We start from the raw sequence: 21,395 nt of genomic DNA on the forward strand, positions 1-21,395 counted from the left end.
GCGCACATGGGACTGACCGCGAGGATCCGCACGAGGGACGGCTGGGCCGTGTCGCACGCGGTCGTCACGGTGACCGACATGGCCGGTACGCAGGTGCTGCGGGCCGAGGCCGACGCGGAGGGAGTGGTCCACGAGCCCACGGCGCTCGCGCCCGGCGCGTACACGGTGATCGTCACGGCCGTCGGCTACGGGCCGGTCGCGTCGAGCGCCCTGGTCACCGCGAGCGGCCGGGCGGAGGTCGGCACGGTCACCCTCGCCCGGCTCGGCGGCACCGAACTCCCGCCGCCCGGCCCCTGGACCGTCGACCCGGCCCACTCGTCCGTCGCGGCGGTCGTCCAGCACCTGGGCATCTCCAGCGTCCGCGGGCGGTTCACCGACTTCTCCGGCTCGATCGACATCGCCCCGACCCCGGACGAGGGCACCAAGTCCCGTGTGACGGCGGTGATCCGGGCCGCCTCGATCGACACGGGCAACCGCATGCGCGACGACCACCTGCGCTCCCCGGACTTCCTGGACGTGGACCGCCACCCGGAGATCACCTATGTGTCGACGGGCCTCACCCCCGTCGCCCCGGACCGCTGGACGGTGCACGGCGAGCTGACCCTGCACGGCGTCGTCCGTCCGGTCGACCTCGACCTCGCGTACCTCGGCACCGGCCCCGACCCGTGGGGCGGCACCCGCGCCGCGTTCCGGGCGACGACGGAACTGCGCCGCGAGGACTTCGCGATGCGCTACAACCAGGTCCTGCAGGCGGGCGTCGCGGCCATCGGCACGACCCTGAAGGTGGAACTGGACGTCCAGGCGGTGCAAGGGGAGAGCCTGCCCGGCGGCCGGTAGCCGGAGCGGCCCTACGCTGTGCGCATGGCACGGAACATCGCGACCAACACCAAGGTCTCCCTCGACGAGCTCCTCGACTTCGTACGCCCCCGGCACCGGGCGCTGCTGCTGACCCGGCGGGCCGACGGCGGGCCGCAGGCCTCGCCGCTGACCTGCGGCGTCGACGACTCGGGCCGCATCGTCATCTCCACGTACCCCGAGCGCGCCAAGACCCGCAACGCCAAGCGGGACGAGCGGGTCAGCGTCGTCGTCCTCAGCGACGACTGGGACGGCCCCTGGGTGCAGATCGACGGGACCGCCGAGGTCATCGACTCCCCGGAGTCGGTGGAGCCGCTGGTGGAGTACTTCCGCAACATCGCGGGCGAGCACCCGAACTGGGACGAGTACCGCGAGGCCATGGTCGCGCAGGGCAAGTCGATCATCCGCGTCACCCCGGAGCGCTGGGGCCCGGTCGCGACGGGCGGCTTCCCGGCTCGGCTGGCCGAGGAGGGCTGAGGACCCCCGGGGGGAGAGGCCGGGGCTCGGGACTCGGGACCCGGGACTCGGGGCTCGGGGCTCGGGGCTCGGGGCTCGGGGTTCGGGGGAGCCCGAAGGCCCGGGGCTCCCGTCCTGGTCAGCCGCGTTCGACCATGGCCTCGATGCCGGCGATGAGCGTCTCCAGCGCGTAGGCGAAGTCCCGTTCCCGCATCTCCTCCACGGTGTCGCCGCCGCGGGCCTCCATGAGGTCCGCGGAGTGCCGGACCACGTCGTGGAGTTCGGGGCTGACGGTCACGGCGGTCATGGCGTGCCGGAAGTACTCCTCCTGGGTCAGGCCGGCACTCGCACAGCGCTGGATGTAGTGGCCCTCGATGGTGCCGAACCCGTACACGAACTGGAAGACCGCCGCGATCGCCCCGGCCTGGCCGTGCGCCGGCAGCCCCGTCCGCCGGATCACGCCCTGCACGGCACGGGAGAAGCCCATCGCGTGCGGGCCGATGTTGAGGAAGGTACCGGCGAGCGGCGACACCCAGGGGTGCCGGACCAGCAGCGCCCGGTACTGCCCCGCCAGTGTACGGAGCTGGTCCCGCCAGTCCTCGTCGGAGTCCGCCGCCGGGAGCCGCATCCCGCCGAAGGCACGGTCGAGGGCCAGCTCCAGCAGGTCGTCCTTGGTCTCGACGTACCAGTACACGGACATGGCCGTCACGTTCAGCTCGGCGGCCAGGCGCCGCATGGAGAACCTGGCCAGTCCCTCCGCGTCCAGCAGCCGTACGGCCGTCTCGGTGATCCGCTCCCGGTCCAGCCCCGACGGCTGGCCGCCCCGCCGCGCCCGTGCCTCGCCCTCCAGCCACACGCTGGCCCGAGCACGGCCTCCGGTCCGACCGGCAACCTTCACCATGAGCACCTTCCCGACACGACGACCACGGTTCGTTCTTGGTGACGATGCTAGGGGCGAGCGAGGCGAGCGCCTTCAGCGGCGCGGGGAGCCACCCGCCCGACCTCGGCCCGCGCCCGCTCTCCCGGCCACCCGCGAACCCGCGCCCGCGCGCCCGGCCGCCCCCGACCCGCTCCCCGGGCCCTCAGGCCCCCCGCACCGCTCCCGCCCCCTTCTCCGCCCTGCGCAGCAGCCCTGCCGCCAGCAACCCCCCGAGCAGCACGGCCACCGCCCCCACCAGCAGGCTCGTCCGCAGCCCGGAGGAGAAGGCCGCCACGATCTGCCGCTGCTCCTCCCCCGATCCCGCCGCCCCCAGCGCCGCGGGCAGTGACGCCGCCGCCACCGGGATCAGCGCCGCGAACCGGGAGTTGAGCACCGCCCCCAGCACGGCGACCCCCAGCCCCGTGCCGAACTCCGCGAGCGTGCCGTTGACCCCGGCTCCCACCCCCGCCTTGGCCGGCGGGATCGCGCTCATGATCGCGTGGGCCATGGCCGGGTTCGCGATCGCCGCCCCGGCCCCGATCAGCACCAGCCCGGCGAGCGTCGCCCCGTACCCGCGGGGGCCGGTCGCGACGGAGACCAGACCGCCCGACATCAGCACCATGCCCAGCGCGATCGACACCGGGACACCGAGCCGGGCCGTCCACCGGGCCGACAGCCCCGAGAAGTTGAGCGCGACGACGACGAGGGCGAGGGGCGCGGTCCTGAGTCCGGCCTCCAGCGCGCCGTACCCGAGGACGAACTGCAGGTGCTGGGTGAGAAGGAACAGCGCCCCGCCCATCCCGAACGTGATGAGGACCGCCCCGGCCACGGCCCCCGTGAACCGGCGGTCGCGGAAGAAGTGCAGGTCGAGCATCGGGTACGGGATCCGGCTCTCCCAGGAGGCGAAGGCCGCGAGCGCGACGACGGCGACGGCGGCCGCGGCCAGGACCCGCCCGGAGGTCCAGCCGTGCTCGGGGCCCGAGATGATCGCGTAGACGAGCGAGGTCATCCCGACCGTCGACAGCAGCGCGCCCGGCAGGTCGGGCCGGTCACCGCGGGGGTTCTTCGACTCGGGGACGAGGGCGACGACGGCCACCAGCCCCAGCGCGACGACCGGCAGGTTGACCAGGAAGATCGCGCCCCACCAGAAGTGGCCCAGCAGGAAGCCGCCGAGGAGCGGTCCGGTCGCGAACCCGAGCGCGTTGACCGCGCTCCAGACACCGATCGCCTTCGGCTGCTCATCGGGCGGGAAGATCTGCATGGCGACGGCGAGGGTCGTGGTGACCAGGAGCGCCCCGCCGACGCCCATTCCGGCCCGCGCCGCGATCAACTGCTGCGTCGACTGGGCGAGTCCGGCCGCCAGCGAGCCGATGCCGAACAGCGCCAGCCCCGCGAGCAGCATCTTCTTCCGGCCGTAGCGGTCGGCCGCGCTGCCGGCGGTGAGCAGCAGGCCCGACTGCACGAGCGAGTACGCGTTGATCATCCACTGGATGTCGGACGTGGCCGCGCCCAACTCCTCGGTGAGCGAGGGGATCGCGACGTTCAGCACGGTGTTGTCCAGCAGCACGGTGAGCTGCGCGAGACAGATGACGCCGAGGATCAGCCAGCGCTGGGGATGTTCTTGGACGGAGGGGAGCGCCGGGAGGGTGCGGGTCGACATGTTCTACACCGTAGAACAGTTCTTGTACGCCGTACAACGAGCGGTTTCCGGCGGTGCACGGCAGAGCGGTGGCCCGGGGTTACGTCCTCACCCCGGGCCACCGCCCGCCGCGCACTCCGGCGTCTTCTCCTCCGGTGTCTCCCTCTCCGGCGCTACTTCGCCTGCGTCAGGTCGTAGAACGTCGCGCCGTCGACGGTCACCGTCTCGAAGTTCTCCTGGACCCAGGAACTGATCTGCGCGGAGGTGCCGTTGCTCCCGCCGCCCATGCCGCCGCCGGAGCCGCTGGAGATGAAGTAGTGGATCTTCCCTTCCGCCACGTACTTCTTGAACTCCGCCAGCGTGGGGGACGGGTCGGTGCCGTTGAAGCCGCCGATGGCCATGACGGGTTCGCCCGTGGAGAGCTGGTAGCTGGCCGCGTTCTGGGCGCCGATCGCGGCGGCCGCCCAGGTGTAGTCTCCGGCGTTCTTCTCCAGCAGTTCCTTGACCTCGTCGCTGACGCTCGCGCCGTTGAGCAGGCCGCCCATGCCGCCACCGCCGCCGCCCGTCCGGCCGCCGTCACCGTTCTGGGTCTGGCCGTTGCCCTGGCCCTGCGGCTGCGTCTGCGTGGACCCGTTGCCGTTCTGGCCCTGCTGGCCCTGCTGGCCGTTCTGGCCGTTCTGGCCGCCGAAGCCGCCGGTCGGGGGCTGGCCCATCGGGCCGTTCCCGTTCTGACCGGTGCCGTTCTGGCCGCCCTGCTGGTTGTTCTGGCCCTGCTGGCCCGGCATCCCTCCGCCGGGGCCCCCGCCCATGCCACCACCGGGGCCGCCGCCCCGGCCGCCCTGGACGGACGGTCCGGCCGTGACGATCGAACCGGTGTGGCCCTCGCCGAGCGTGGTCAGGGTGTACGCCGTCGGACCGGCCAGCGCGGTGACGAGGCCCAGGCCCACGACCGCGAGGGCCAGCCGGCGCCCCAGCCTGGCCACGAAGACCAGACCGAGCGCGGCGACCAGACCGCCGACCAGCACGACCCACTTCAGCCAGGGGAGGTAGTCGGAGGAGCGGGTGAGCAGGACGTATCCCCAGACCGCGGTGGCCGTCATCGCGGCGGCCAGGGTGAGCGACGCCCACACCTCGGCGCGCCGCTCCCACAGCAGGGCCGCGCCCATGCCGATCAGCGGGGCCACGTAGGGGGCGAGGGCCACCGTGTAGTACTCGTGGAAGATGCCCTGCATGAAGCTGAACACCACCATGGTGATGAGCAGCGAGCCGCCCCAGAGGAGGAACGCGGCGCGGGTGCCGTCGGTGCGCCGCAGCTTGCGGGCCGCCCAGATCGCGGCGCCGAGCAGGATCAGCGCGGCGGGGATCAGCCAGGAGATCTGGCCGCCGATGGTGGAGCTGAACATCCGGTCCCAGCCGGTCTCGCCCCAGTTGCCGCCACCGTTGCCGCCGCCCCCGCCGCCGACGCTGCCGGTCTCCTCGCCGTTGATGCGGCCGAGGCCGTTGTAGCCGAAGGTCAGCTCCAGGAAGGAGTTGTTCTGCGAGCCGCCGATGTACGGGCGGGACGAAGCCGGCCACAGCTCGACGATCGCGACCCACCAGCCGCCGGAGACGACCATCGCGAGCCCGGCGAGCAGCACCTGCCCGACGCGCTTCTTCCAGGTGCCGGGGGCGAACGCGACGTACACGAGCGCGAGCACCGGCAGGATCAGGAACGCCTGGAGGGTCTTCACCAGGAAGGCGAGGCCGATGGCGGTGCCCGCCCAGACCAGCCACTTCGTCTGCGCCTTCTCCATCGCGCGGAGGGTGCAGTACACCGCGGTGGCCATCAGCAGCGCGAGGGCCGCGTCCGGGTTGTTGAAGCGGAACATCAGCGCGGCGACGGGCGTGAGCGCGAACACCGCCAGGGTGAGGAACCCGGCCGTCGCGCCGAAGCGGCGGCGTACGGCCGCCCACAGCACACCGGCGGTGGCGACGGCCATCAGCACCTGCGGGAACAGGATCGCGAAGGAGTTCAGGCCGAGGAGCCGCACCGACAGGGCCATCGGCCACAGCGACGCCGGGGGCTTGTCGACGGTGATGGCGTTGGCCGAGTCCAGCGACCCGAAGAACAGGGCCTTCCAGGACTGGCTGCCCGCCTGCACGGCCGCCGAGTAGAAGGAGTTGGCGTACCCGGAGGCCGTGAGGTTCCAGGTGTAGAGGCCGCCGATCAGGAGCAGGGCGAGGAGGAAGCCGGGGCGCACCCAGCGGTTGTCCTCCGGGCGCCCCCGCCACATCCGCCGGCGGAGGGGCTGGCGGGGCTCACCCGAGCCGGGTTCCGTGGGCGCCCCGGCGCTGTCCGCGGCGGCCGCCTCCTGGACGGCTGTTCTCGTCGTGGGCGGCCCCCAGCCGGGGTCGGCGGGGCTCGTGCCCCCCTGGTGCGCCGTGTCGAAGTGCGTGGTCATCGTGTGTTCCTCGAATCCTGGTCGTGCGGGCGCACCGGCCGCATCCGCATGGTCGCGTCGCCCCAGGTGCGGTCCGCGGCGTCACCGGCGCGGACCGGGGTCGTGGGGTACGGGCCGGTCCCGTACGGAGCTGTCGGCGCCGCCGCGTACTCGGCGCGCGGCGCGGTGTGAGCCGTGGTCGGAGGGTGCGCCGCGGTCGGGCGGTGGGCCGCCGGCTGGAAGCGGTCCTGGTGGCCGTACGGGCCGGGCCGCCCCGGTCGGACCGCGGCCGTGCCCGCGTACCCGGCCGTGGGGGCTCCGCCGTGGGCGGACGGGGCGGCCGGTGTGCCGCCGTCACGCCGGTCGGGGAAGACCCAGGCCCGGAAGAGCAGGAACCGCAGCACCGTCGCCGCGAGGTTCGCGGCGACGAGGACGGCCAGTTCCGTGGAGTGCGCGGGGTCGCTGGTCGCCGCGTTCAGGGCGGCGAGGGAGCCGCTGGTGAGGGCGAGGCCGATACCGAACACCACCAGGCCCTGCGCCTGGTGCCGGACGACTCCGGCCCGGCCGCGGACGCCGAAGGTGAGGCGCCGGTTGGCCGCCGTGTTGGCGACGGCCGAGACGAGCAGGGCGAGCGCGTTGGCGGTCTGCGAGCCGGCGACCGTGCGGAAGCCGCTGTAGAGAAGCAGGTAGAAGAGGGTGGAGAGGCCGCCGACGACGCAGAAGCCGAGGAGTTGGCGGGCGAGGCCGCGCGGCAGGTCCTCGATGTCGCGGTCGCGGGGGTCGTCCCCGAAGGGGCGGGCAAGCCGGTCCAGGGCGATCGACCCGGTGGCGAGGGCCTTGCCGACCCGCCACACGCCCTTGAGGTCGTCGGTGGCCGTCCTGACGATGTGGACGGTCGAGTCGGGATCGTCGACCCAGTCGACCGGCACCTCGTGGATCCGCAGTCCGGCGCGCTCGGCGAGCACCAGCATCTCGGTGTCGAAGAACCATCCGGTGTCCTCGACGAGCGGCAGCAGCACCTGCGCGACGTCCCGCCGTATCGCCTTGAACCCGCACTGCGCGTCCGAGAAGCGGGCCTGGAGCGAGCCGCGCAGGATCAGGTTGTACGCGCGGCTGATGAACTCCCGCTTGGGGCCGCGCACCACCCGCGAGGAACGGGCGAGCCGGGAGCCGATCGCGAGGTCCGAGTGTCCGGAGATCAGCGGGGCCACCAGCGGCAGCAGGGCGTTCAGGTCGGTCGACAGGTCCACGTCCATGTAGGCGAGGACCGGGGCGTCGGAGGCGGACCAGACGGTCCGCAGGGCCCGCCCGCGCCCCTTCTGCTCCAGCCGGAACGACCTGACCTGGGCCAGCTCCGCCTCCAGCCGCGCGGCCACCTGGGGGGTGGTGTCCGTGGACGCGTTGTCCGCGATCGTGATGCGGAACGCGTACGGGAAGGTCCGCGCGAGGTGCTCGTGCAGTCTGCGGACGCACGGCTGGAGGTCCTTCTCCTCGTTGTAGACGGGGATCACTACGTCCAGGACAGGCGTACCGGCGTCTCCGGCCGGGAGGTGCTCCCGCGCCGGCAGGGTGCCGGGAGAAGAGTCGGTTCGCATGACACGTACATTCGCGACCCGCTCTGTTACGCCCGTGTGCTGACGCTGTGCTGTGCCTGTGAGTCCGGGTGCCGGTGGGCGGCGTCGGCGAAGTCCTGGCCGGCGTCGTCTCCGGCGTCCGGGTCGGCGTCGTGGTCCAGGTCGTCGAGCTGCCAGTTCGCGGCGTCGTCGAGCAGGGGCGCGGGCCCGCCGAGGACGGGCAGGTGCACGGTGAACACGGTCCTGCCGGGCACGCTGTCGACGGTCACGGCACCGCCGTGCGCGTCGGCCACGGCCTGCACGATGGCGAGCCCGAGCCCGGTCGAGCCGGACGCCCTGGACCGCGAGGAGTCCCCGCGCGCGAACCGTTCGAAGACGTGCGGCAGCAACTCCTCGGGGATGCCCTGACCGTCGTCCTCGACGTCCACGCACATCCACGGCCCGCGCCGCTGCACGCGCGCGGTGACCGTGGTCCCGGGCGGTGTGTGCGTACGGGCGTTCGCCAGCAGATTGACGAGGACCTGTTGGAGCCGTGCCGCGTCCGCCGACACCAGCGCCGGCGCGTCCGGCAGGTCGAGCCGCCAGTTGTGGCTGCGTCCGGCCGCCCGTGCGTCGCTGACGGTGTCGACGACCAGCGGGATCAGATCGGTCCGCTCGAACTGCAACGGCCGTCCGGCGTCGAGCCGCGCCAGCAGCAGCAGATCCTCGACGAGCAGCGTCATCCGCCCGGACTCGGACTCGATGCGGCCGAGCGCGTGCCGGGTGTCGGGCCCGATCTCCTCCCGGCCCCGCCGGGTGAGTTCGGCGTAGCCGCGGATGGACGCGAGCGGGGTCCGCAGCTCGTGGCTGGCGTCCGCCACGAACTGCCGGACGCGCGTCTCGCTCTCCTGCCGCGAGTGCAGCGCGCCGTGGATGTGGTCGAGCATCCGGTTGAGCGCGGCCCCGACCTGCCCGACCTCGGTGTGCGGGTCGGTCTCGGACTCGGGCACGCGTTCGTTGAGGGTGACCTCGCCGGTGTGCAGGGGCAGTTCGGAGACGCGGGTGGCGGTGGCCGCCACCTTGCGCAGCGGCCTGAGGGCCACCCCGACCAGCGCGGACCCGGCGATACCGGCGGCGACGAGCCCGGCGCCGGTGACGCTGAGCTCCACGATGATCAGGGTGTTGAGGGTGCCGGTGACCTCGGCGGTCGGCAGGGCGACGTAGAAGTTGCCCCGGCCCCCCTCGACGTACCGCACCCGGTACTCCCCGAGGCCGGGGATGTCGACGTCGTGGGTTCCGGTCTTCGGCACCTTGCTGAGAACGGCGGTCTGCGCGTCGTCGAGGGACTCGGTGGTCATGCCCTCGAAGACCTCGCTGTCGGAGTTCTTCACCTTGGCGACGACCGCGGCGGTGATCCGGCCGCCGGTGTCGCTGACCTCCGCGACGACGGTGTTCGCCTCGGTGCCGCCCTTGGTGACGAACCCGAACGGCTCGTCCGGCGGTGGCCCGCCGCCCATGCCGTCGCCCCCCGGCCTCACCGGCCCGCCGGCGGCCCGCTGACCGACCTCCTTGACCTGGTCGTTCAGCTGCTTGTCCAGGTGCTGGCCGAGCGCGATCGTGGTGACCGTGCCGATCACCGCGCACACCACCGCGATCAGCGCCACCGCGGAGACGACGAGCCGCGTCCGCAGAGTGCGCGGCTGCCGCTTACCCCGCCCCGGCTCCGGCTGCGGCCGCCTCTGCGCACGCGTCCGTCGTCGTCCGCTCATGACGCGGCGGGCTTGATCAGGTAACCGGCTCCTCGCCGGGTGTGGATCATCGGCTCGCGCCCGGCGTCGATCTTGCGCCGCAGGTACGAGATGTACAGCTCGACCACGTTCGCCTGGCCACCGAAGTCGTACGACCACACGCGGTCGAGGATCTGCGCCTTGCTGAGCACCCGCCGCGGGTTGCGCATCAGGAACCGCAGCAGCTCGAACTCGGTGGCGGTGAGGTGGATGTTGTCCCCGCCGCGCGACACCTCGTGGCTGTCCTCGTCGAGCATGAGGTCGCCGACGACGAGTACCGAGTCGGAGCGCCGGTCGGCGGCGCCGGAACGCCGGATGAGGCCCCGCAGCCGGGCGACGACCTCCTCCAGGCTGAACGGCTTGGTGACGTAGTCGTCGCCGCCCGCGGTCAGCCCGGCGATCCGGTCCTCGACCGCGTCCTTCGCGGTGAGGAAGAGCACCGGCACGTCCGGCAGCTCACGCCGCAGCCGCCCGAGGACGGTCAGCCCGTCCATGTCGGGGAGCATCATGTCCAGGACGACGGCGTCGGGCCGGAAGTCGCGCGCGGTCTGGAGGGCACCGGTGCCGTCCCCCGCGCTCCGGATCTGCCATCCCTCGTAGCGGAGGGCCATGGACAGCAGTTCGGTGATCGACAGCTCGTCGTCCACCACAAGCACTCGGACGGGGCTCCCGTCCGGCCTCAGCAGTTCGGTGCGCCCCTGGGGCGAGGTCGTGGTCATGCCGGACACCTTGTCGGGGTCCTCTGAGAACACCCTTTCCGGAACCTGTGATTTTTCTGAGAAACACACAGGAGCCTCTCAGGGAATGCCTGGGAAGATCCCCGACATCCGGGACGGACCCCTCGCCGACCAGGGGTTTCCCATGCCACCGCACGGTGTTCTCCTGGGCGCCTCACCGAGGAGGCACAGCGTCCGGCCGCGCAGGGAACGGGGCGCGCGCCCCCGCTTTGACCCCGTCCTTATGAAAGCGCGGTCATGCTTGCCCGCCGCTCGTTCACCGGGGCGCGCAGTCGCCGGGGCACGCAGTCGGCGGGGCACGCGGCTGCCGGGGCACGCGGCTGCCGGACCGTCCGCCGGCCGGACCATCCGCCGGCCGGATCGCTCATGTCGGGAGTGTCCCCTCCTCCTCGCGCACGAACCCGTGGCTGCGTTCGACCTTGGCGACGTGCAGGGAGTAGCTCCGGTACCACTCGGCGCGCCCGCGCTTCTGGGCCGACCGGTGTTCCGTGTCGCTCCGCCACCGCTCCAGGGCGTCAGCGTCCCGGAAGTACCCCACGGTGATGGCGAGGCCGCCGGGTGTCTGTGCGTGGTCCATGCCGAGGTACCCCGGCACTCCCTTCACCAGTTCCTCCATCCGCTCGGCCGTCTCCCCGTACCCGCTCTGGTCCTCGGTCCGCGTGGAGGTGAACACCACGGCGTAGTAAGGCGGTTCGAAGGCGGGGACAGGTGCTGTCCGCTGATCGCTCATGTCGTCACTGTCCCGTCGGCCATCGGCCACCGTCCAGTGCCTTTCCGCACGGGATCCGAAAGGGATCGCAGTCTTCACCCGGGCGGGACGACCGCCACCGAGAGGAAGTCCCCCTCCTCGCCCCCGGCCCCCATGCACCCATGCACCCGGTCGTCTCTCTCCCGCCTCAGAACAAACCGTCCTGCACCCCTCCCCCTCGCTCCGCCACCTCCCTGACCGGCACCGTGACCGCATCACGCGCGCCCTCACCCAAGAGAGCGGTCAGCTCCCACCCGGTCATGAGCCGTGTGTCCAGGACGACGACTCCCCGCCCGGTGGCGAGATGCAGATCGGGCCCGGCGACGGCGAGCACCTCCCCGCCCACCACACCGCCCGCGGCCAGCTCACTCACCACCCCGTCGGCGGCCGGCAGCCCGTCCAGCCCGAACACGCCGAAGTGATCGACCGCCTGGAACGCCACCGGTTCCAGGGACTCCGGCCACCCCGGCAGCGCGAGGGCCCGCCCGTGAACCACCGCCAACTCCCCCGTGCGCTCCGCCCGTTCCGGCAGGGCGGACCGTAGGAGCCTCTTCTCGGCGTAAGGAATCCGGTCCGGCACCTTCAGCGCGGCCCGCAGCACCTCCTCGGCCCGCCGCGCGGCCATCAGCGGCCCCCGCCCGAGCCACGCGAAGCACACCGCCCCCTGCTCCAGCAGCCGCGCCGACCCCCGCTCGACGACCGTGATCCCGACCTTCACCAGGCCGGGCCCGAACCACGCGAGGTACACGTGGTACGGCCGCGGGTCATCGGCGAAGGTGTCGGCCGCGACGGAGTGTGCCCGGTCCAGCCGCGCGCACTCCTCGCACCGCGCGCCGCTACTCCGCCCCGGGACGCCCGCCCGCACCGGACACGGGTGCCCCCGGGCGCCGACACAGGTCCGCCCACCCCCGTCGACGACCTCGAACGCCACCGCCTTCCCCCGGGGCAGAGGACTCCTCCGCCCGCCTTCCCACACCAGACAGGGCTCGGCACCGCCCCACCGCAGCCCGGTACATCTCCACGTGTGCACCATCCCTCACGAGAGTAGAGGGCACCACTGACAACACGACTGACCTGGGGAGACGGTGCGGACGCCGGGGCGCCGGGCGCCGGGCGGCGGGGCGGTCGGGCCGCGAGGCCGCGAGGCCGCGAGGACAACGGGTCCACCCGCCCCTCCACCCGGAACCCACTCCACTCCACTCCACTCACAGACTGTCGGGCCTGGCGGTATGGGCAGGGTGCCCGGCCGTACGGCGTGCCTCTTTCATCTCCGCCTCGTAGAGGTGGTCCCGCCCTTCGGCCAGCTCGCCGACGGCGCTCTTCTCCAGGACCTTGAACGGCTCGTAGTAGGTGTCGTTGTATGCCTCGACGATCTGGAACGTCCAGTGCCCGGGGATGACGTTGCGCCCGAGGATCTCGGTCCGCACCTTCTCCGCCCACTCCGGGTGCCCGGCCTCCCGCAAGAGGCGCACGGCCCGGTCCAGTTCGAGATCAGCACCACCGGTCAGCTGATGGAAGTCGTAGAGGCGACCGCGTGCCCGCTCGGTCATCTCCAGGGCCTTGGAGAGCGCCCCGAGCGCCTCCACCGTCGTGTCGCTGAGGCCCTCGGGCCGCTGGTGGGCACGGTCGGGGGTGTCGTCGTGAGCATCCATGCATTCCGGAATGCCCGTTTTCGCCCCAAGCATTCGGCCGCACAAGCCCTCGTCCGCTACGGCCTGGACGTCTGCGCGGTGTAGCCCGAACAGGGCCACGACAGCTGCGCGGCACCCGCGTAGCCCTCTCGTGGCCGATCTCCTGTCGTTCCGCCCCGGAACGCCGGTCCGCCACGGGAGCCGGTTGTCGAAAGGCAGGCGAGTTTGCGGGAACGGCTCCCGCAGCATGCCCCGGCCATGGTCTGCCGCGGTCGTTCCGGTCTCCTGCGGAACCTCGGTTCAGGCGGGGCCGGCAACCAGCAACAGCACGGCCGAGCCGGTCAGCAGTACCGGACAGAGCTTGAACCAGACGACGCTCGTGCGAGCGCCGGTGAGAGTCGTCAGCACCGCGAGGGCGAGCAGCGCTCCAGCGGTGACACGGTAGGCCGCAGCAGCGATGGACGTTCCGCCGCCGACCGCGGTGACAACGATCGCCAGCGCAGCGAAGGACCACATGGTCACCGCCTCGGCCAGCCACTCCTGGACCAGCACCCGACGGCTGTCCGCGGAGATCTCACCGAATCCGGCGACGACGGCCCGTGTCGGTACCGCGTGCGACACACCCCACAGCCCGACCAGGCCCGCGGCGACGTAGGCCAGTACGTCTTCCATGTTCCCCGGGTCCGTTCGACGCCTGACCCGCGCCACCCAGCCGGCCGGAGCGACGGGGCGGCAGGGCGGCGGACGGGACTCGGGCCGCTCGTCACACCGGTTCACGGATCCTGGCTGTTGCTCTCGTCCGGGGTCGTCCGTGTGCGTTCACGGGCGCCTGACCGTGGACCTGGCCCGTCGTTCGCCCTCGCCTGAACGGCGAACGGCGCCGCATCGAGCGGCGCACCCAGCCGGTCCGGGGGATCATGGGAGGACGCCAGCCCACCGCGACCGAGGAGGTGGCGCTCATGGTGGGTCCCTTCGGTCCTGAAGAATCCCCCAGCCCGCAGGCGACGCCGGAAAGGGAATGGGCCCACAAACGGCTTGAGAGGAAGCGCAAACTCAGAGCCGACTTCGTGGCCTACGTCGTGATCAACACCTTCTTGATCGTGGTGTGGGCACTGACCGGAGCCGGGTACTTCTGGCCGGGCTGGGTCCTCGGCGGATGGGGTGTGTTCCTGCTTCTCGACGCGTGGCAGGCCTACTTCCGGCGGCCCATCACCGAGGAGGACATCGATCGAGAGCTGCGGAACATGCGTTGAGGGCCGAGCTTGGAAGGGAGACGAGATCGATCCGACGGCTCCTTGCCTCGCCCTGGTTCCGCCTCACATCACTGCGGCTCACCGCAGAAGCGCCGTCGCACCCGGCCGACCCGGGATCGGCAGGCTACCGGTGACCTCTCGCAGTACGCGCACGACCTGGTCTTCACCACGAGCACGGAACCCCCGATCGGGCCGACGCCCTGACCCCACCGGAACGCTCAGCCTCCGATCGTGTCGGGGATCCCCTGAGGGTGACAAGCCGTTCCAGCCGCGTCGATGTCAACGGCCGACGACAAAGCCCCCTCGGGGATGATCCCGAGGGGGCTTTGACCTGTGTGCACTCGGCAGGATTCGAACCTGCAACCTTCTGATCCGTAGTCAGATGCTCTATCCGTTAAGCTACGAGTGCTTGTTCTGTTTTTCGTCGGTCCCGGCCCTTTCGGCCCGCTCCCGGCGACAGGAAGAACATTACATGACTGCCGTCGCCATGTGAAATCCGTTTGCCGCACCCCTTGTGACCTGCGGAAACGACTCGGCGGGCACTCCGGGAACGACGAAGCCCCGGTCGTGTGGACCGGGGCTTCGGTGATCAAGCGCGGAGGCGGAGGGATTTGAACCCTCGATGGGCTTTAAGACCCAAACCGCATTAGCAGTGCGGCGCCATAGACCGGACTAGGCGACGCCTCCCGCACAACCGCCCGCGCGAGCGCGAGTGGTGCGTGCAGATGATGACACAGCCGAGTGGGCTGTCACCAATCGCCCCCCACGGTACTAGGCGGAGAGCCCGCAGGGCAAAGCCGTATGGCACGTCGTGGCGGGTCGGAGAGCGTTCGGGAACGGTTCGTCAGGGACGTCCGGGATCCGCAGGGCGGGTCCGGCGACGTGGCGCGCGCACCGTCCCCGGTCCTTCCCCGCTCCTCCCTCCCCCTTTCTTCCCCGTCCCCTTCTCCTCCCCTCGCCTCCTCCTCTGCTCCGTCCGCCGCAACCGTGGGACCCGCGTGGCGTTAGTCAGGTCATGTTGCAGAGCACTCCCCCCACACCGCCGCAGGCGTCCACCGCGACCGCCGCCGCCCCCACTGCCTCCGCCTTCGCCGCGTCCCGTGGCGCGGCCTCCGGTCGCCCCGCCCGGCCGTTCGCCGCCGGTGCCTCTCGTACCGCCGCTCCCGGCCGTTCCGCTCGCCGGCTTCTGTTCGGTGCCGCGGCCTCCCTAGCCGCGGTCGCCGCCGGGGCGTTCTCGCCCGCGGTCGCTCCGGTCGCGTACGCCGCCGACGCGGCGCCCCGTATCGGCGACGCGCTCCCCCGTACGGCGTTGCCCCTGCCCGTGGGCCCGGAGGACCGGCTGGTCGTCACCGTCCGGGGTGCGGGCGACGGGGTCGACGGGCGGTTCGAACTGCGCTGCCATCCCGACGGGGGCAGTCATCCGCACGTCCGGGACGCCTGCGGGCAGCTGGACCAGCGGACCGTCTGGGGCAAGGACCCCTTCGCACCGGTCGCGCCGGGCACCCAGTGCACGATGCTCTACGGCGGGCCCGCCACCGCCCATGTCACCGGGATCTGGGCCGGCCGCCCGGTCGACGCCCGATTCGACCGCGGCAACGGTTGCGAGATCTCCCGCTGGGACTCGCTCGTTCCCGTACTCCCCGATCTCCGTCAGTAGCGGCCACGTCTCCGACCGAGGGCAGCGGCTCCGCGCCTTCCTCCGCCACTCACGATCACGTCGCGGCGCTCCTCGCGACGTGATCCCGGCCCGATCCCGGCCCGGCCCCGCACCCCCGACCCCTCCCCGATAACTCCGACGGCATATGCCCATAAGCGCGAGCGGGGCCGCGGGGCGCCGTACATATGTGCCGCAAGGCGTGTTGCTCGGCAAAACACACGGTCACGGCATCTCCGTATGTTCGGTGTGCGACCTCCCTCTCATCCGGCGTCGCGAGCGCAACCTCTGCCCGTAGACTCCCTCGCGTGACACGTTGCGGGCCGGTTGGCAAGATGGCTCAGGCGGTCGGCAAGGTGCGGTAACAGGGAGGAAGCGTCTCGTGAGCAGCAGGCCATCCCGAGGCGCTGCTCGCCTCGCAGCCATACTGGACGCGCTGCCCGACGCGTTGGTGCTGGTCAACGCCAACGGAACCGTCGTCAACGCGAACACCATCGCCCTGGAGGCCTTCGAGACCCCGGGTACCGCCCTCGTGGGGCGCGGGCTGCTGGACCTCCTCCCCGAGTTCGACTCCCGCCTCATTCCGGGGTCGATGCGCCGGCCCGACACCATGGACCCGACCGGGCGGACCAAGCCGACCCGCATGACCGCCCGCCGGACCGACGGCAGCGAGTTCCCGGTCGAGGTCACAAGCGCGAATCTGGAGAACGGGCAGCAGGCGTACGACGGTTACGGATACGCCAATGACGAGCTGCTCATGCTGGTCGTACGCGACCTCTCCGGCACCGTCGACACCGAGGCCGAACTCGCGCGTTCGCAACGGCAGACCGAGATGATCCTGCGGGCCGTGGCCGAGGGCGTCGTGGGGACGGACACCGACGGGCGGATCGTCCTCGTGAACCCGGCCGCCGCCCAGATACTGGGGTACCGGGCCAGCGATCTCGGCGGGCGCGAGCTGCACACGCTCATCCTCCACTCCCGGGAGGACGGCTCCCCCTTCCCGTACGGCGAGTCCCCGCTCGCCGACACTCTGCGGTCCGGGCGCAAGCACCGGGTGCGCGGGCAGGTCCTGTGGTCCAAGAGCGGCGACAAGGTGTCCGTCGACCTGACGACCGCGCCGGTGCGCGACGGGGACCAGCTCGTCGGCGCCGTGATGACGTTCACCGACCGGCGGCCCTACGACCAGCTCGCCGAGGAGAAGAGTGCCGAGGCCGAGCGGCACGCGAAGGAACTGAAGCAGCTCACCGAGGAGCACGCCGAGGAACTGGAGGGCGTGCGCGAGAAGCACACCGCCGAACTCTCCGAGCTGCGTGAGAAGCACGCCGAGGAGCTCGCCGCCGGCGACGAGCGGTACGCCGCACTCGGCGAGCGGGAGAAGGACCGCTACGAGGCGCTGGCCGCACGGCACGAGCAGTTGCTCGCCGTGCTCGGCACCTCCCTGCGCGGCCCGCTCGACCAGCTCCGCAGCGAACTGGGCACCCTCGCCGCCGACGACGCCGGGCAGCTGTGGCCCGAGGCCAACCAGGTCCTCCACTACCTCACCGCCGGGTACTCGCGGATCACGACCCTGATCGACAACGTGCTCGGGTACCAGCGCATCGACGCCGGAGAGGACGACCTCGTCCGGACGACCGTGATGCTCGACGCGGTCGTCGCCGCCGGAGTCGACGGCGCCGTGGAACTCGTCGGGCCGGGGCGGGTGCAGTTCGCCGTGCACGCGCCGCCCATCGAGGCCGAGGTCGACCAGGCCCGCCTCGCGACCGCGCTCGCGCACCTCATCGCGGACGTCGCCGGCGTCGACGCCACCGGCAACGCGCCCATGTCGGCCGGCGGCTACATGGACAACACCGTCGTCGTGGCGGCGGCGCAGCGCGGCGAGGTCGTACGGATCGAGGTCCGCGGCCCCTACGCCGGGGGAGACCCGGTGCACCAGCCGATCGTCCAGGGGATCGTGCGCGCGCACGGGGGTGTGCTGCAGACGCACGAGGTGCCGGGGATGAGCGGCAGCGCATACGTGCTGGAGGTGCCGCTCGGGGGCGGCGCGGGCACGGTTCCCGCGCAGCCGCCGGTCGTGGCCCTCGACGGGTCCGTGCCCCCCGCGGAGTCACCGGCCGACGCCGGTGCCATGGCCGCCGGTACCGAGGTGTCGTTGCCTGAGCAGGCCGCCGGTGGAGCCGGTGGTGGGCGGCGTCGGGCGCGGCGGTCGTCCGTGGACGCGTTCCTGGAGAGCGACGAGACCCCCGAGGCGGAGGCCGCGTCCGCCGTGCCTCCCACCGGGCGCCGACGACGCCGCGCCGACGACGCCGCGGGCGGGCTCCCCGCCGGCGAGGCGCCCGTGCCCGCGCAGGGCGGCGCCGACGAGGCCGAGGGCACCGGGCGGCGACGCGGCCGGGCAGCCGCGGCCGACGGGGCGGGGGAGGCCGTCGCCGCCGAGGGCGCGGTCGTCATGGCGGCCGAACACGCCGCCGGGACCGCTGCCGCCGCCACCGGACTCGGCGGGACCGTGCCGCCGCAGGGCGTCCCCGTGCCCGACGGGCGGCGGGCGCGCCACGAGCCCGCCGCGCAGAACGCGCTGCCGCCCGCGCTGCCCGCGGGCCCGGCCACCACCCCCTCGCCCGACGCGGCGACCGGTGACAGCGAGGGCCAGCCCACCGGGCGCCGTCGCCGTGCGCTGGCCAAGGCGGAGGAGCGGGCCGCCGCCGAGCCCGCCGGGCGGGCCGTCTTCGCGCTGCCGCCGGCCGAGGCCGACCGCGGACCCGAGTACGCGCAGAACCCCGCGCTCGGTCCGGTGCCGGTGCCCGCGGCACCGGGTGCGCCGGGCGCGCCGGGTGTACAGGGCGTGCCGGGTGTGCCTGCCGGGGCTGTGGCCGTGCCTTCGGTGCCTGCGCAGGGCGCACAAGGCGTGCCGGGAAGCCCGGGAGCAGAGGCGTACGAGGGTGCGGAGGGCCCGGGAGGCGCTGTGGCCGGGGGGACGGTACCCGCGGGTGGGGTCCCGTTGCCCGCGGGAGGCGTCGTACCGCACGGTGGAGCCGTACCCGCCGGTGGCCCTGTGCCGATGACCGGGGCGGTACCCGGCGGGGGGCCGCTCCCTGCCGCAGGGCCCCTGCCCGCCGGGCAGCCGATGCCGGGAGCGGGTCCTGTGCCGTCCCCGTCCGCGCAGCCGATGCCGGGGCCCGTGCCGCCCGGGGGCATGGTGCCCGCCGGGGGGCCGGTTCCTGCCGGCGGCCCCGTTCCCGCAGCGGGTCCCGTACCTGCCGCCGGTGCGGTTCCCGCCGCCGGGCTCGCCCAGCCCATCGCTCAGGCGCAGGCGGCGGGTGAGGCGGCGCAGCCGCAGGTCCAAGGTCAGGTACAGGCTCCGCCGCAGGTCCAGGGCGTCGGGGTGCCCGATGCCGCCGCCGCGCAGGGTGCCGTACCGGTGGCCGATGCCGCGCAGGCCCCCGGGGTCGGTCAGGTACCGGGTGCTCCCGCCGGCGGTGCGGACCACGGGCGCCATGACGCCGCGCTGCACAACCCGGCGGACGACCACACCCCGCCCCAGCCGCACCCCCTCCCTACGCCGACCGGTCGCCGCCGAGCCGTCCGCCCCGGCGGGCAGCAGGGTGACGCCGGGGCCCAGGTCGCCGCGCGGCAGCAGCCGGTATCCGGCCACGTTCCTCCCGGTCAGAGCATCCCTCCGCAGATGGTGCCCGGCCAGCCGGTGCCCGCGCAGGGCGCCGCCGCGCCCCAGCCGGTGCCCGCACAGGGCGTCCCGGCGCCGCAGCCCGTCCCCGCGCAGGCGGCGGCTCCCGGTCAGCACATCCCCGCACAGGGTCTGCCGGGCGCTCCGCAGCCCGTGCCCGCCCAGGGTGTTCCCGTGGCCACGCCGCAGACCGCCGCCGTACCGCCGCAGGGTGCCACCGGTCCGGCTCAGCCCGTGCCCGCCCAGGCCGCCGCCCCCGGCCTGTCCGGTGGTGCCGCGGTCCCCGCCCCCGGTCAGCCCGTCGGTGTTCCCGGTGCGGGCGTCCAGCCCGTGCCTGGCCAGGGTGTCCCCCAGCAGGCCGCGCCCGGCCGGCCCGGGCCCGCGCAGGGTGCCGTGGCGGGTGTTCAGGGTGCCCCGCAGCCGGTGCCCGCCCAGGGCGTGCCCGGCGCCGGTCAGCCCGTGCCCGCCCAGGCCGCGCCACAGCCGCAGACCACGCCGCAGGCGCAGACGCAACCGCAGTCCTGGCCCGACCCCGGTCACGACACCTCCGGCGTGGGCGTCCCCGTGGCCGGCGCGCAGGCCCCGCTGCCGCCGCAGTCGACACCGTCGTCGGGGACGCCGCTGCCGCCGGAGCGTGCCGTGCAGCAGCCGCGGGCTGCGCAGCCGCTGCCCGCCGAGGCCGCGCCTGCCGCCGGACCCGTCGCCCCGCTCGACCCCAACTCGACACAAGGACGGGCGATCAGCGTGCGGACGCTGGGCCAAGGGGTCCCGTTCGCCCGCCAGGGTGTCCCCCAGACGCAGGGCCAGCCCCAGCCGGGGTCCACGCCGGCCCCGAACCAGCCCGGCGGTTCCGGTCGGCGCCGCAAGCTCGGTACGCCGCCCGAGCCCGCGGGTGACCGCACCGATGCTGCCGCACGCCCCCATCCGCAGCCGGGGCAGGCCAAGGGCAACGGCAGCGGTCAGACCCCGCTGCCCGCTCAGCCGGGCCAGCCTTCACCGGCCGGGCAGGTCCCGTCGCCGCCGCACGCCTCGCTCGCCGGGCAGGTGCCGCTGCCGCCGCAGCCCTCGCTCGCCGGGCAGTCCCGGCTGGTGGGCAACACCGACGGGGCCGGGCGCTCGTACGCCATAGGGGCCCCGGACGAGAACGCGGACGAAGGGCCCGAGCCGCTGGACGGGCCCGGCGGGGCGGTGGAGGTCCCCGACCGGCCCCAGCCGCAGCCGATGGACGACGAGTTGCCGCCGGAGCCGTTGGACAACCCGCGCCGTCTGCTTGTGTGGCCGGCTCCCGACGGGCCCACCCACCAGGCGCTCAGCGAGCGCGGCTACCGGCCCGTCATCGTGAACTCGCGTGAGGACGTCGACGCGCAGATCGCCGCGTATCCGGCTGCCCTCTTCGTCGATCCGCTCACCGGTCCCATCACGCGTACGGCCCTTCAGTCGCTGCGCCAGGCCGCGGTGGCCGCCGAGGTGCCCGTGCTCGTCACCGCGGGGCTCGGCCAGGCGACGCGTGACGCGGCGTACGGAGCCGACCCGGCCGTCCTGCTGAAGGCGCTCGCGCCGCGTGACTCCGAGCAGCATCCGCCGCGCGTCCTGCTGATCGAGGAGCACGCGGAGATCGCACTCGCCATGACCGCCACGCTGGAACGGCGGGGCATGCAGGTCGCGCGGGCCGCGTCTGACGCGGACGCCGTCACGCTCGCCGCGCAGATGCGGCCCAACCTCGTGGTGATGGATCTGCTCCAGGTCCACCGTCACCAGGCCGGGATCATCGACTGGCTGCGGACGAACGGGCAGTTGAACCGCACCCCGCTCGTCGTCTACACCGCCGCCGTCGACCAGAGCGAACTCCCGCGCCTGGCCTCGGGGGAGACCGTACTGTTCCTCGCCGAACGCTCGACGAGCCCGGACGTCCAGACCCGCATCGTGGACCTCCTGGCGCGCATCGGCACGAACTGAGCCGGTCGCCAACAGCACTTGGGGCAGTGTTTCACGTGAAACACTGCCCCAAGTGCTGTTGGCCGAACGCCAGATCCTCAGATCCGGCGGCGCGCCCCTCAGATCTGC

The 21,395-nt window shown here is 73.2% G+C and carries 15 protein-coding genes and 2 tRNA genes; 5 read left to right on the plus strand and 12 right to left on the minus strand.

Translation table 11 applies throughout. The annotated features are described in order from the left end of the window. Positions 1-6 precede the first annotated feature (6 nt). Together GSY65_RS17930 and GSY65_RS17935 are read left to right on the plus strand one after the other, a co-directional pair. Positions 7-837 (plus strand): YceI family protein, encoded by an 831-nt coding sequence (locus GSY65_RS17930; RefSeq protein ID WP_159769732.1) that lies wholly within the window; start codon positions 7-9, stop codon positions 835-837. A gap of 24 nt (positions 838-861) precedes the next feature. Then, entirely contained in the window at positions 862-1,332 is a 471-nt protein-coding gene (locus tag GSY65_RS17935) for a PPOX class F420-dependent oxidoreductase (RefSeq protein WP_159769735.1), read from the plus strand. A gap of 118 nt (positions 1,333-1,450) precedes the next feature. Here the strand turns inward: GSY65_RS17935 and GSY65_RS17940 are convergent, their stop codons facing one another. The 10 genes from GSY65_RS17940 to GSY65_RS17985 all read right to left on the minus strand — a co-directional run bounded on the left by GSY65_RS17940 (position 1,451) and on the right by GSY65_RS17985 (position 13,417). After that, entirely contained in the window at positions 1,451-2,212 is a 762-nt protein-coding gene (locus GSY65_RS17940) for a TetR/AcrR family transcriptional regulator (protein WP_159769738.1), read from the minus strand. A 181-nt stretch (positions 2,213-2,393) separates the two neighbouring features. After that, entirely contained in the window at positions 2,394-3,890 is a 1,497-nt protein-coding gene (locus GSY65_RS17945) for an MFS transporter (RefSeq protein WP_159769741.1), read from the minus strand. Positions 3,891-4,042: 152 nt separating this feature from the next. Beyond that, entirely contained in the window at positions 4,043-6,310 is a 2,268-nt protein-coding gene (locus tag GSY65_RS17950) for an ArnT family glycosyltransferase (protein ID WP_159769744.1), read from the minus strand. After that, positions 6,307-7,884 carry a bifunctional glycosyltransferase family 2/GtrA family protein gene (locus GSY65_RS17955; RefSeq protein WP_159769747.1) on the minus strand — a complete coding sequence of 526 codons (1,578 nt, stop codon included), beginning with the start codon at positions 7,882-7,884 and terminating at the stop codon, positions 6,307-6,309. The genes GSY65_RS17950 and GSY65_RS17955 overlap by 4 nt, the downstream gene beginning before the upstream one ends. Before the next feature lie 26 nt (positions 7,885-7,910). Then, positions 7,911-9,611 (minus strand): sensor histidine kinase, encoded by a 1,701-nt coding sequence (locus tag GSY65_RS17960; protein WP_159769750.1) that lies wholly within the window; start codon positions 9,609-9,611, stop codon positions 7,911-7,913. Next, positions 9,608-10,348: a response regulator transcription factor gene (locus GSY65_RS17965; RefSeq protein WP_201452579.1), complete on the minus strand. Its 741-nt coding sequence runs from the start codon at positions 10,346-10,348 to the stop codon at positions 9,608-9,610. Before GSY65_RS17965 ends, GSY65_RS17960 begins: the two co-directional genes overlap by 4 nt. A gap of 382 nt (positions 10,349-10,730) precedes the next feature. Continuing rightward, positions 10,731-11,096 (minus strand): antibiotic biosynthesis monooxygenase family protein, encoded by a 366-nt coding sequence (locus GSY65_RS17970; RefSeq protein WP_159769756.1) that lies wholly within the window; start codon positions 11,094-11,096, stop codon positions 10,731-10,733. 166 nt (positions 11,097-11,262) lie between these two features. Beyond that, positions 11,263-12,147 (minus strand): DUF2797 domain-containing protein, encoded by an 885-nt coding sequence (locus tag GSY65_RS17975; RefSeq protein WP_159769759.1) that lies wholly within the window; start codon positions 12,145-12,147, stop codon positions 11,263-11,265. A gap of 172 nt (positions 12,148-12,319) precedes the next feature. Continuing rightward, positions 12,320-12,766, minus strand: a complete 447-nt coding sequence (locus GSY65_RS17980; RefSeq protein ID WP_159769762.1) for a hypothetical protein — start codon at positions 12,764-12,766, stop codon at positions 12,320-12,322. Positions 12,767-13,045: 279 nt separating this feature from the next. Then, entirely contained in the window at positions 13,046-13,417 is a 372-nt protein-coding gene (locus GSY65_RS17985) for a hypothetical protein (protein ID WP_159769765.1), read from the minus strand. A gap of 287 nt (positions 13,418-13,704) precedes the next feature. Between GSY65_RS17985 and GSY65_RS17990 the strand changes: the two genes are divergently transcribed. Continuing rightward, positions 13,705-13,998, plus strand: a complete 294-nt coding sequence (locus GSY65_RS17990) for a 2TM domain-containing protein (protein WP_159769768.1) — start codon at positions 13,705-13,707, stop codon at positions 13,996-13,998. A 336-nt stretch (positions 13,999-14,334) separates the two neighbouring features. On the opposite strand, the gene GSY65_RS17995 is transcribed toward GSY65_RS17990, so the two are convergent. Beyond that, positions 14,335-14,407: transfer RNA gene (locus GSY65_RS17995), tRNA-Arg, on the minus strand. 187 nt (positions 14,408-14,594) lie between these two features. Further along, positions 14,595-14,685, minus strand: a tRNA-Ser gene (locus tag GSY65_RS18000). A gap of 331 nt (positions 14,686-15,016) precedes the next feature. Here GSY65_RS18000 and GSY65_RS18005 point away from each other — a divergent pair. Both GSY65_RS18005 and GSY65_RS18010 read left to right on the plus strand, forming a co-directional pair. Next, positions 15,017-15,655, plus strand: a complete 639-nt coding sequence (locus GSY65_RS18005; RefSeq protein WP_236580219.1) for an SSI family serine proteinase inhibitor — start codon at positions 15,017-15,019, stop codon at positions 15,653-15,655. Between the two features lie 379 nt (positions 15,656-16,034). Beyond that, positions 16,035-21,287: a hybrid sensor histidine kinase/response regulator gene (locus GSY65_RS18010; RefSeq protein ID WP_159769774.1), complete on the plus strand. Its 5,253-nt coding sequence runs from the start codon at positions 16,035-16,037 to the stop codon at positions 21,285-21,287. Positions 21,288-21,395: the final 108 nt, after the last annotated feature.

It is taken from the genome of Streptomyces sp. HM190 (assembly GCF_009857135.1).
In the GTDB taxonomy this organism is placed as follows: domain Bacteria; phylum Actinomycetota; class Actinomycetes; order Streptomycetales; family Streptomycetaceae; genus Streptomyces; species Streptomyces heilongjiangensis.

Excerpts from the sequence above, each read along its gene's own strand:
- GSY65_RS17930 (WP_159769732.1), top strand. The coding sequence starts at position 7 with ATGGGACTGACCGCGAGGATCCGCACGAGGGACGGCTGGGCCGTGTCG.
- GSY65_RS17935 (WP_159769735.1), top strand. The coding sequence starts at position 862 with ATGGCACGGAACATCGCGACCAACACCAAGGTCTCCCTCGACGAGCTC.
- GSY65_RS17940 (WP_159769738.1), bottom strand. The coding sequence starts at position 2,212 with ATGGTGAAGGTTGCCGGTCGGACCGGAGGCCGTGCTCGGGCCAGCGTG.
- GSY65_RS17945 (WP_159769741.1), bottom strand. The coding sequence starts at position 3,890 with ATGTCGACCCGCACCCTCCCGGCGCTCCCCTCCGTCCAAGAACATCCC.
- GSY65_RS17950 (WP_159769744.1), bottom strand. The coding sequence starts at position 6,310 with ATGACCACGCACTTCGACACGGCGCACCAGGGGGGCACGAGCCCCGCC.
- GSY65_RS17955 (WP_159769747.1), bottom strand. The coding sequence starts at position 7,884 with ATGCGAACCGACTCTTCTCCCGGCACCCTGCCGGCGCGGGAGCACCTC.
- GSY65_RS17960 (WP_159769750.1), bottom strand. The coding sequence starts at position 9,611 with ATGAGCGGACGACGACGGACGCGTGCGCAGAGGCGGCCGCAGCCGGAG.
- GSY65_RS17965 (WP_201452579.1), bottom strand. The coding sequence starts at position 10,348 with ATGACCACGACCTCGCCCCAGGGGCGCACCGAACTGCTGAGGCCGGAC.
- GSY65_RS17970 (WP_159769756.1), bottom strand. The coding sequence starts at position 11,096 with ATGAGCGATCAGCGGACAGCACCTGTCCCCGCCTTCGAACCGCCTTAC.
- GSY65_RS17975 (WP_159769759.1), bottom strand. The coding sequence starts at position 12,147 with ATGGTGCACACGTGGAGATGTACCGGGCTGCGGTGGGGCGGTGCCGAG.
- GSY65_RS17980 (WP_159769762.1), bottom strand. The coding sequence starts at position 12,766 with ATGGATGCTCACGACGACACCCCCGACCGTGCCCACCAGCGGCCCGAG.
- GSY65_RS17985 (WP_159769765.1), bottom strand. The coding sequence starts at position 13,417 with ATGGAAGACGTACTGGCCTACGTCGCCGCGGGCCTGGTCGGGCTGTGG.
- GSY65_RS17990 (WP_159769768.1), top strand. The coding sequence starts at position 13,705 with ATGGTGGGTCCCTTCGGTCCTGAAGAATCCCCCAGCCCGCAGGCGACG.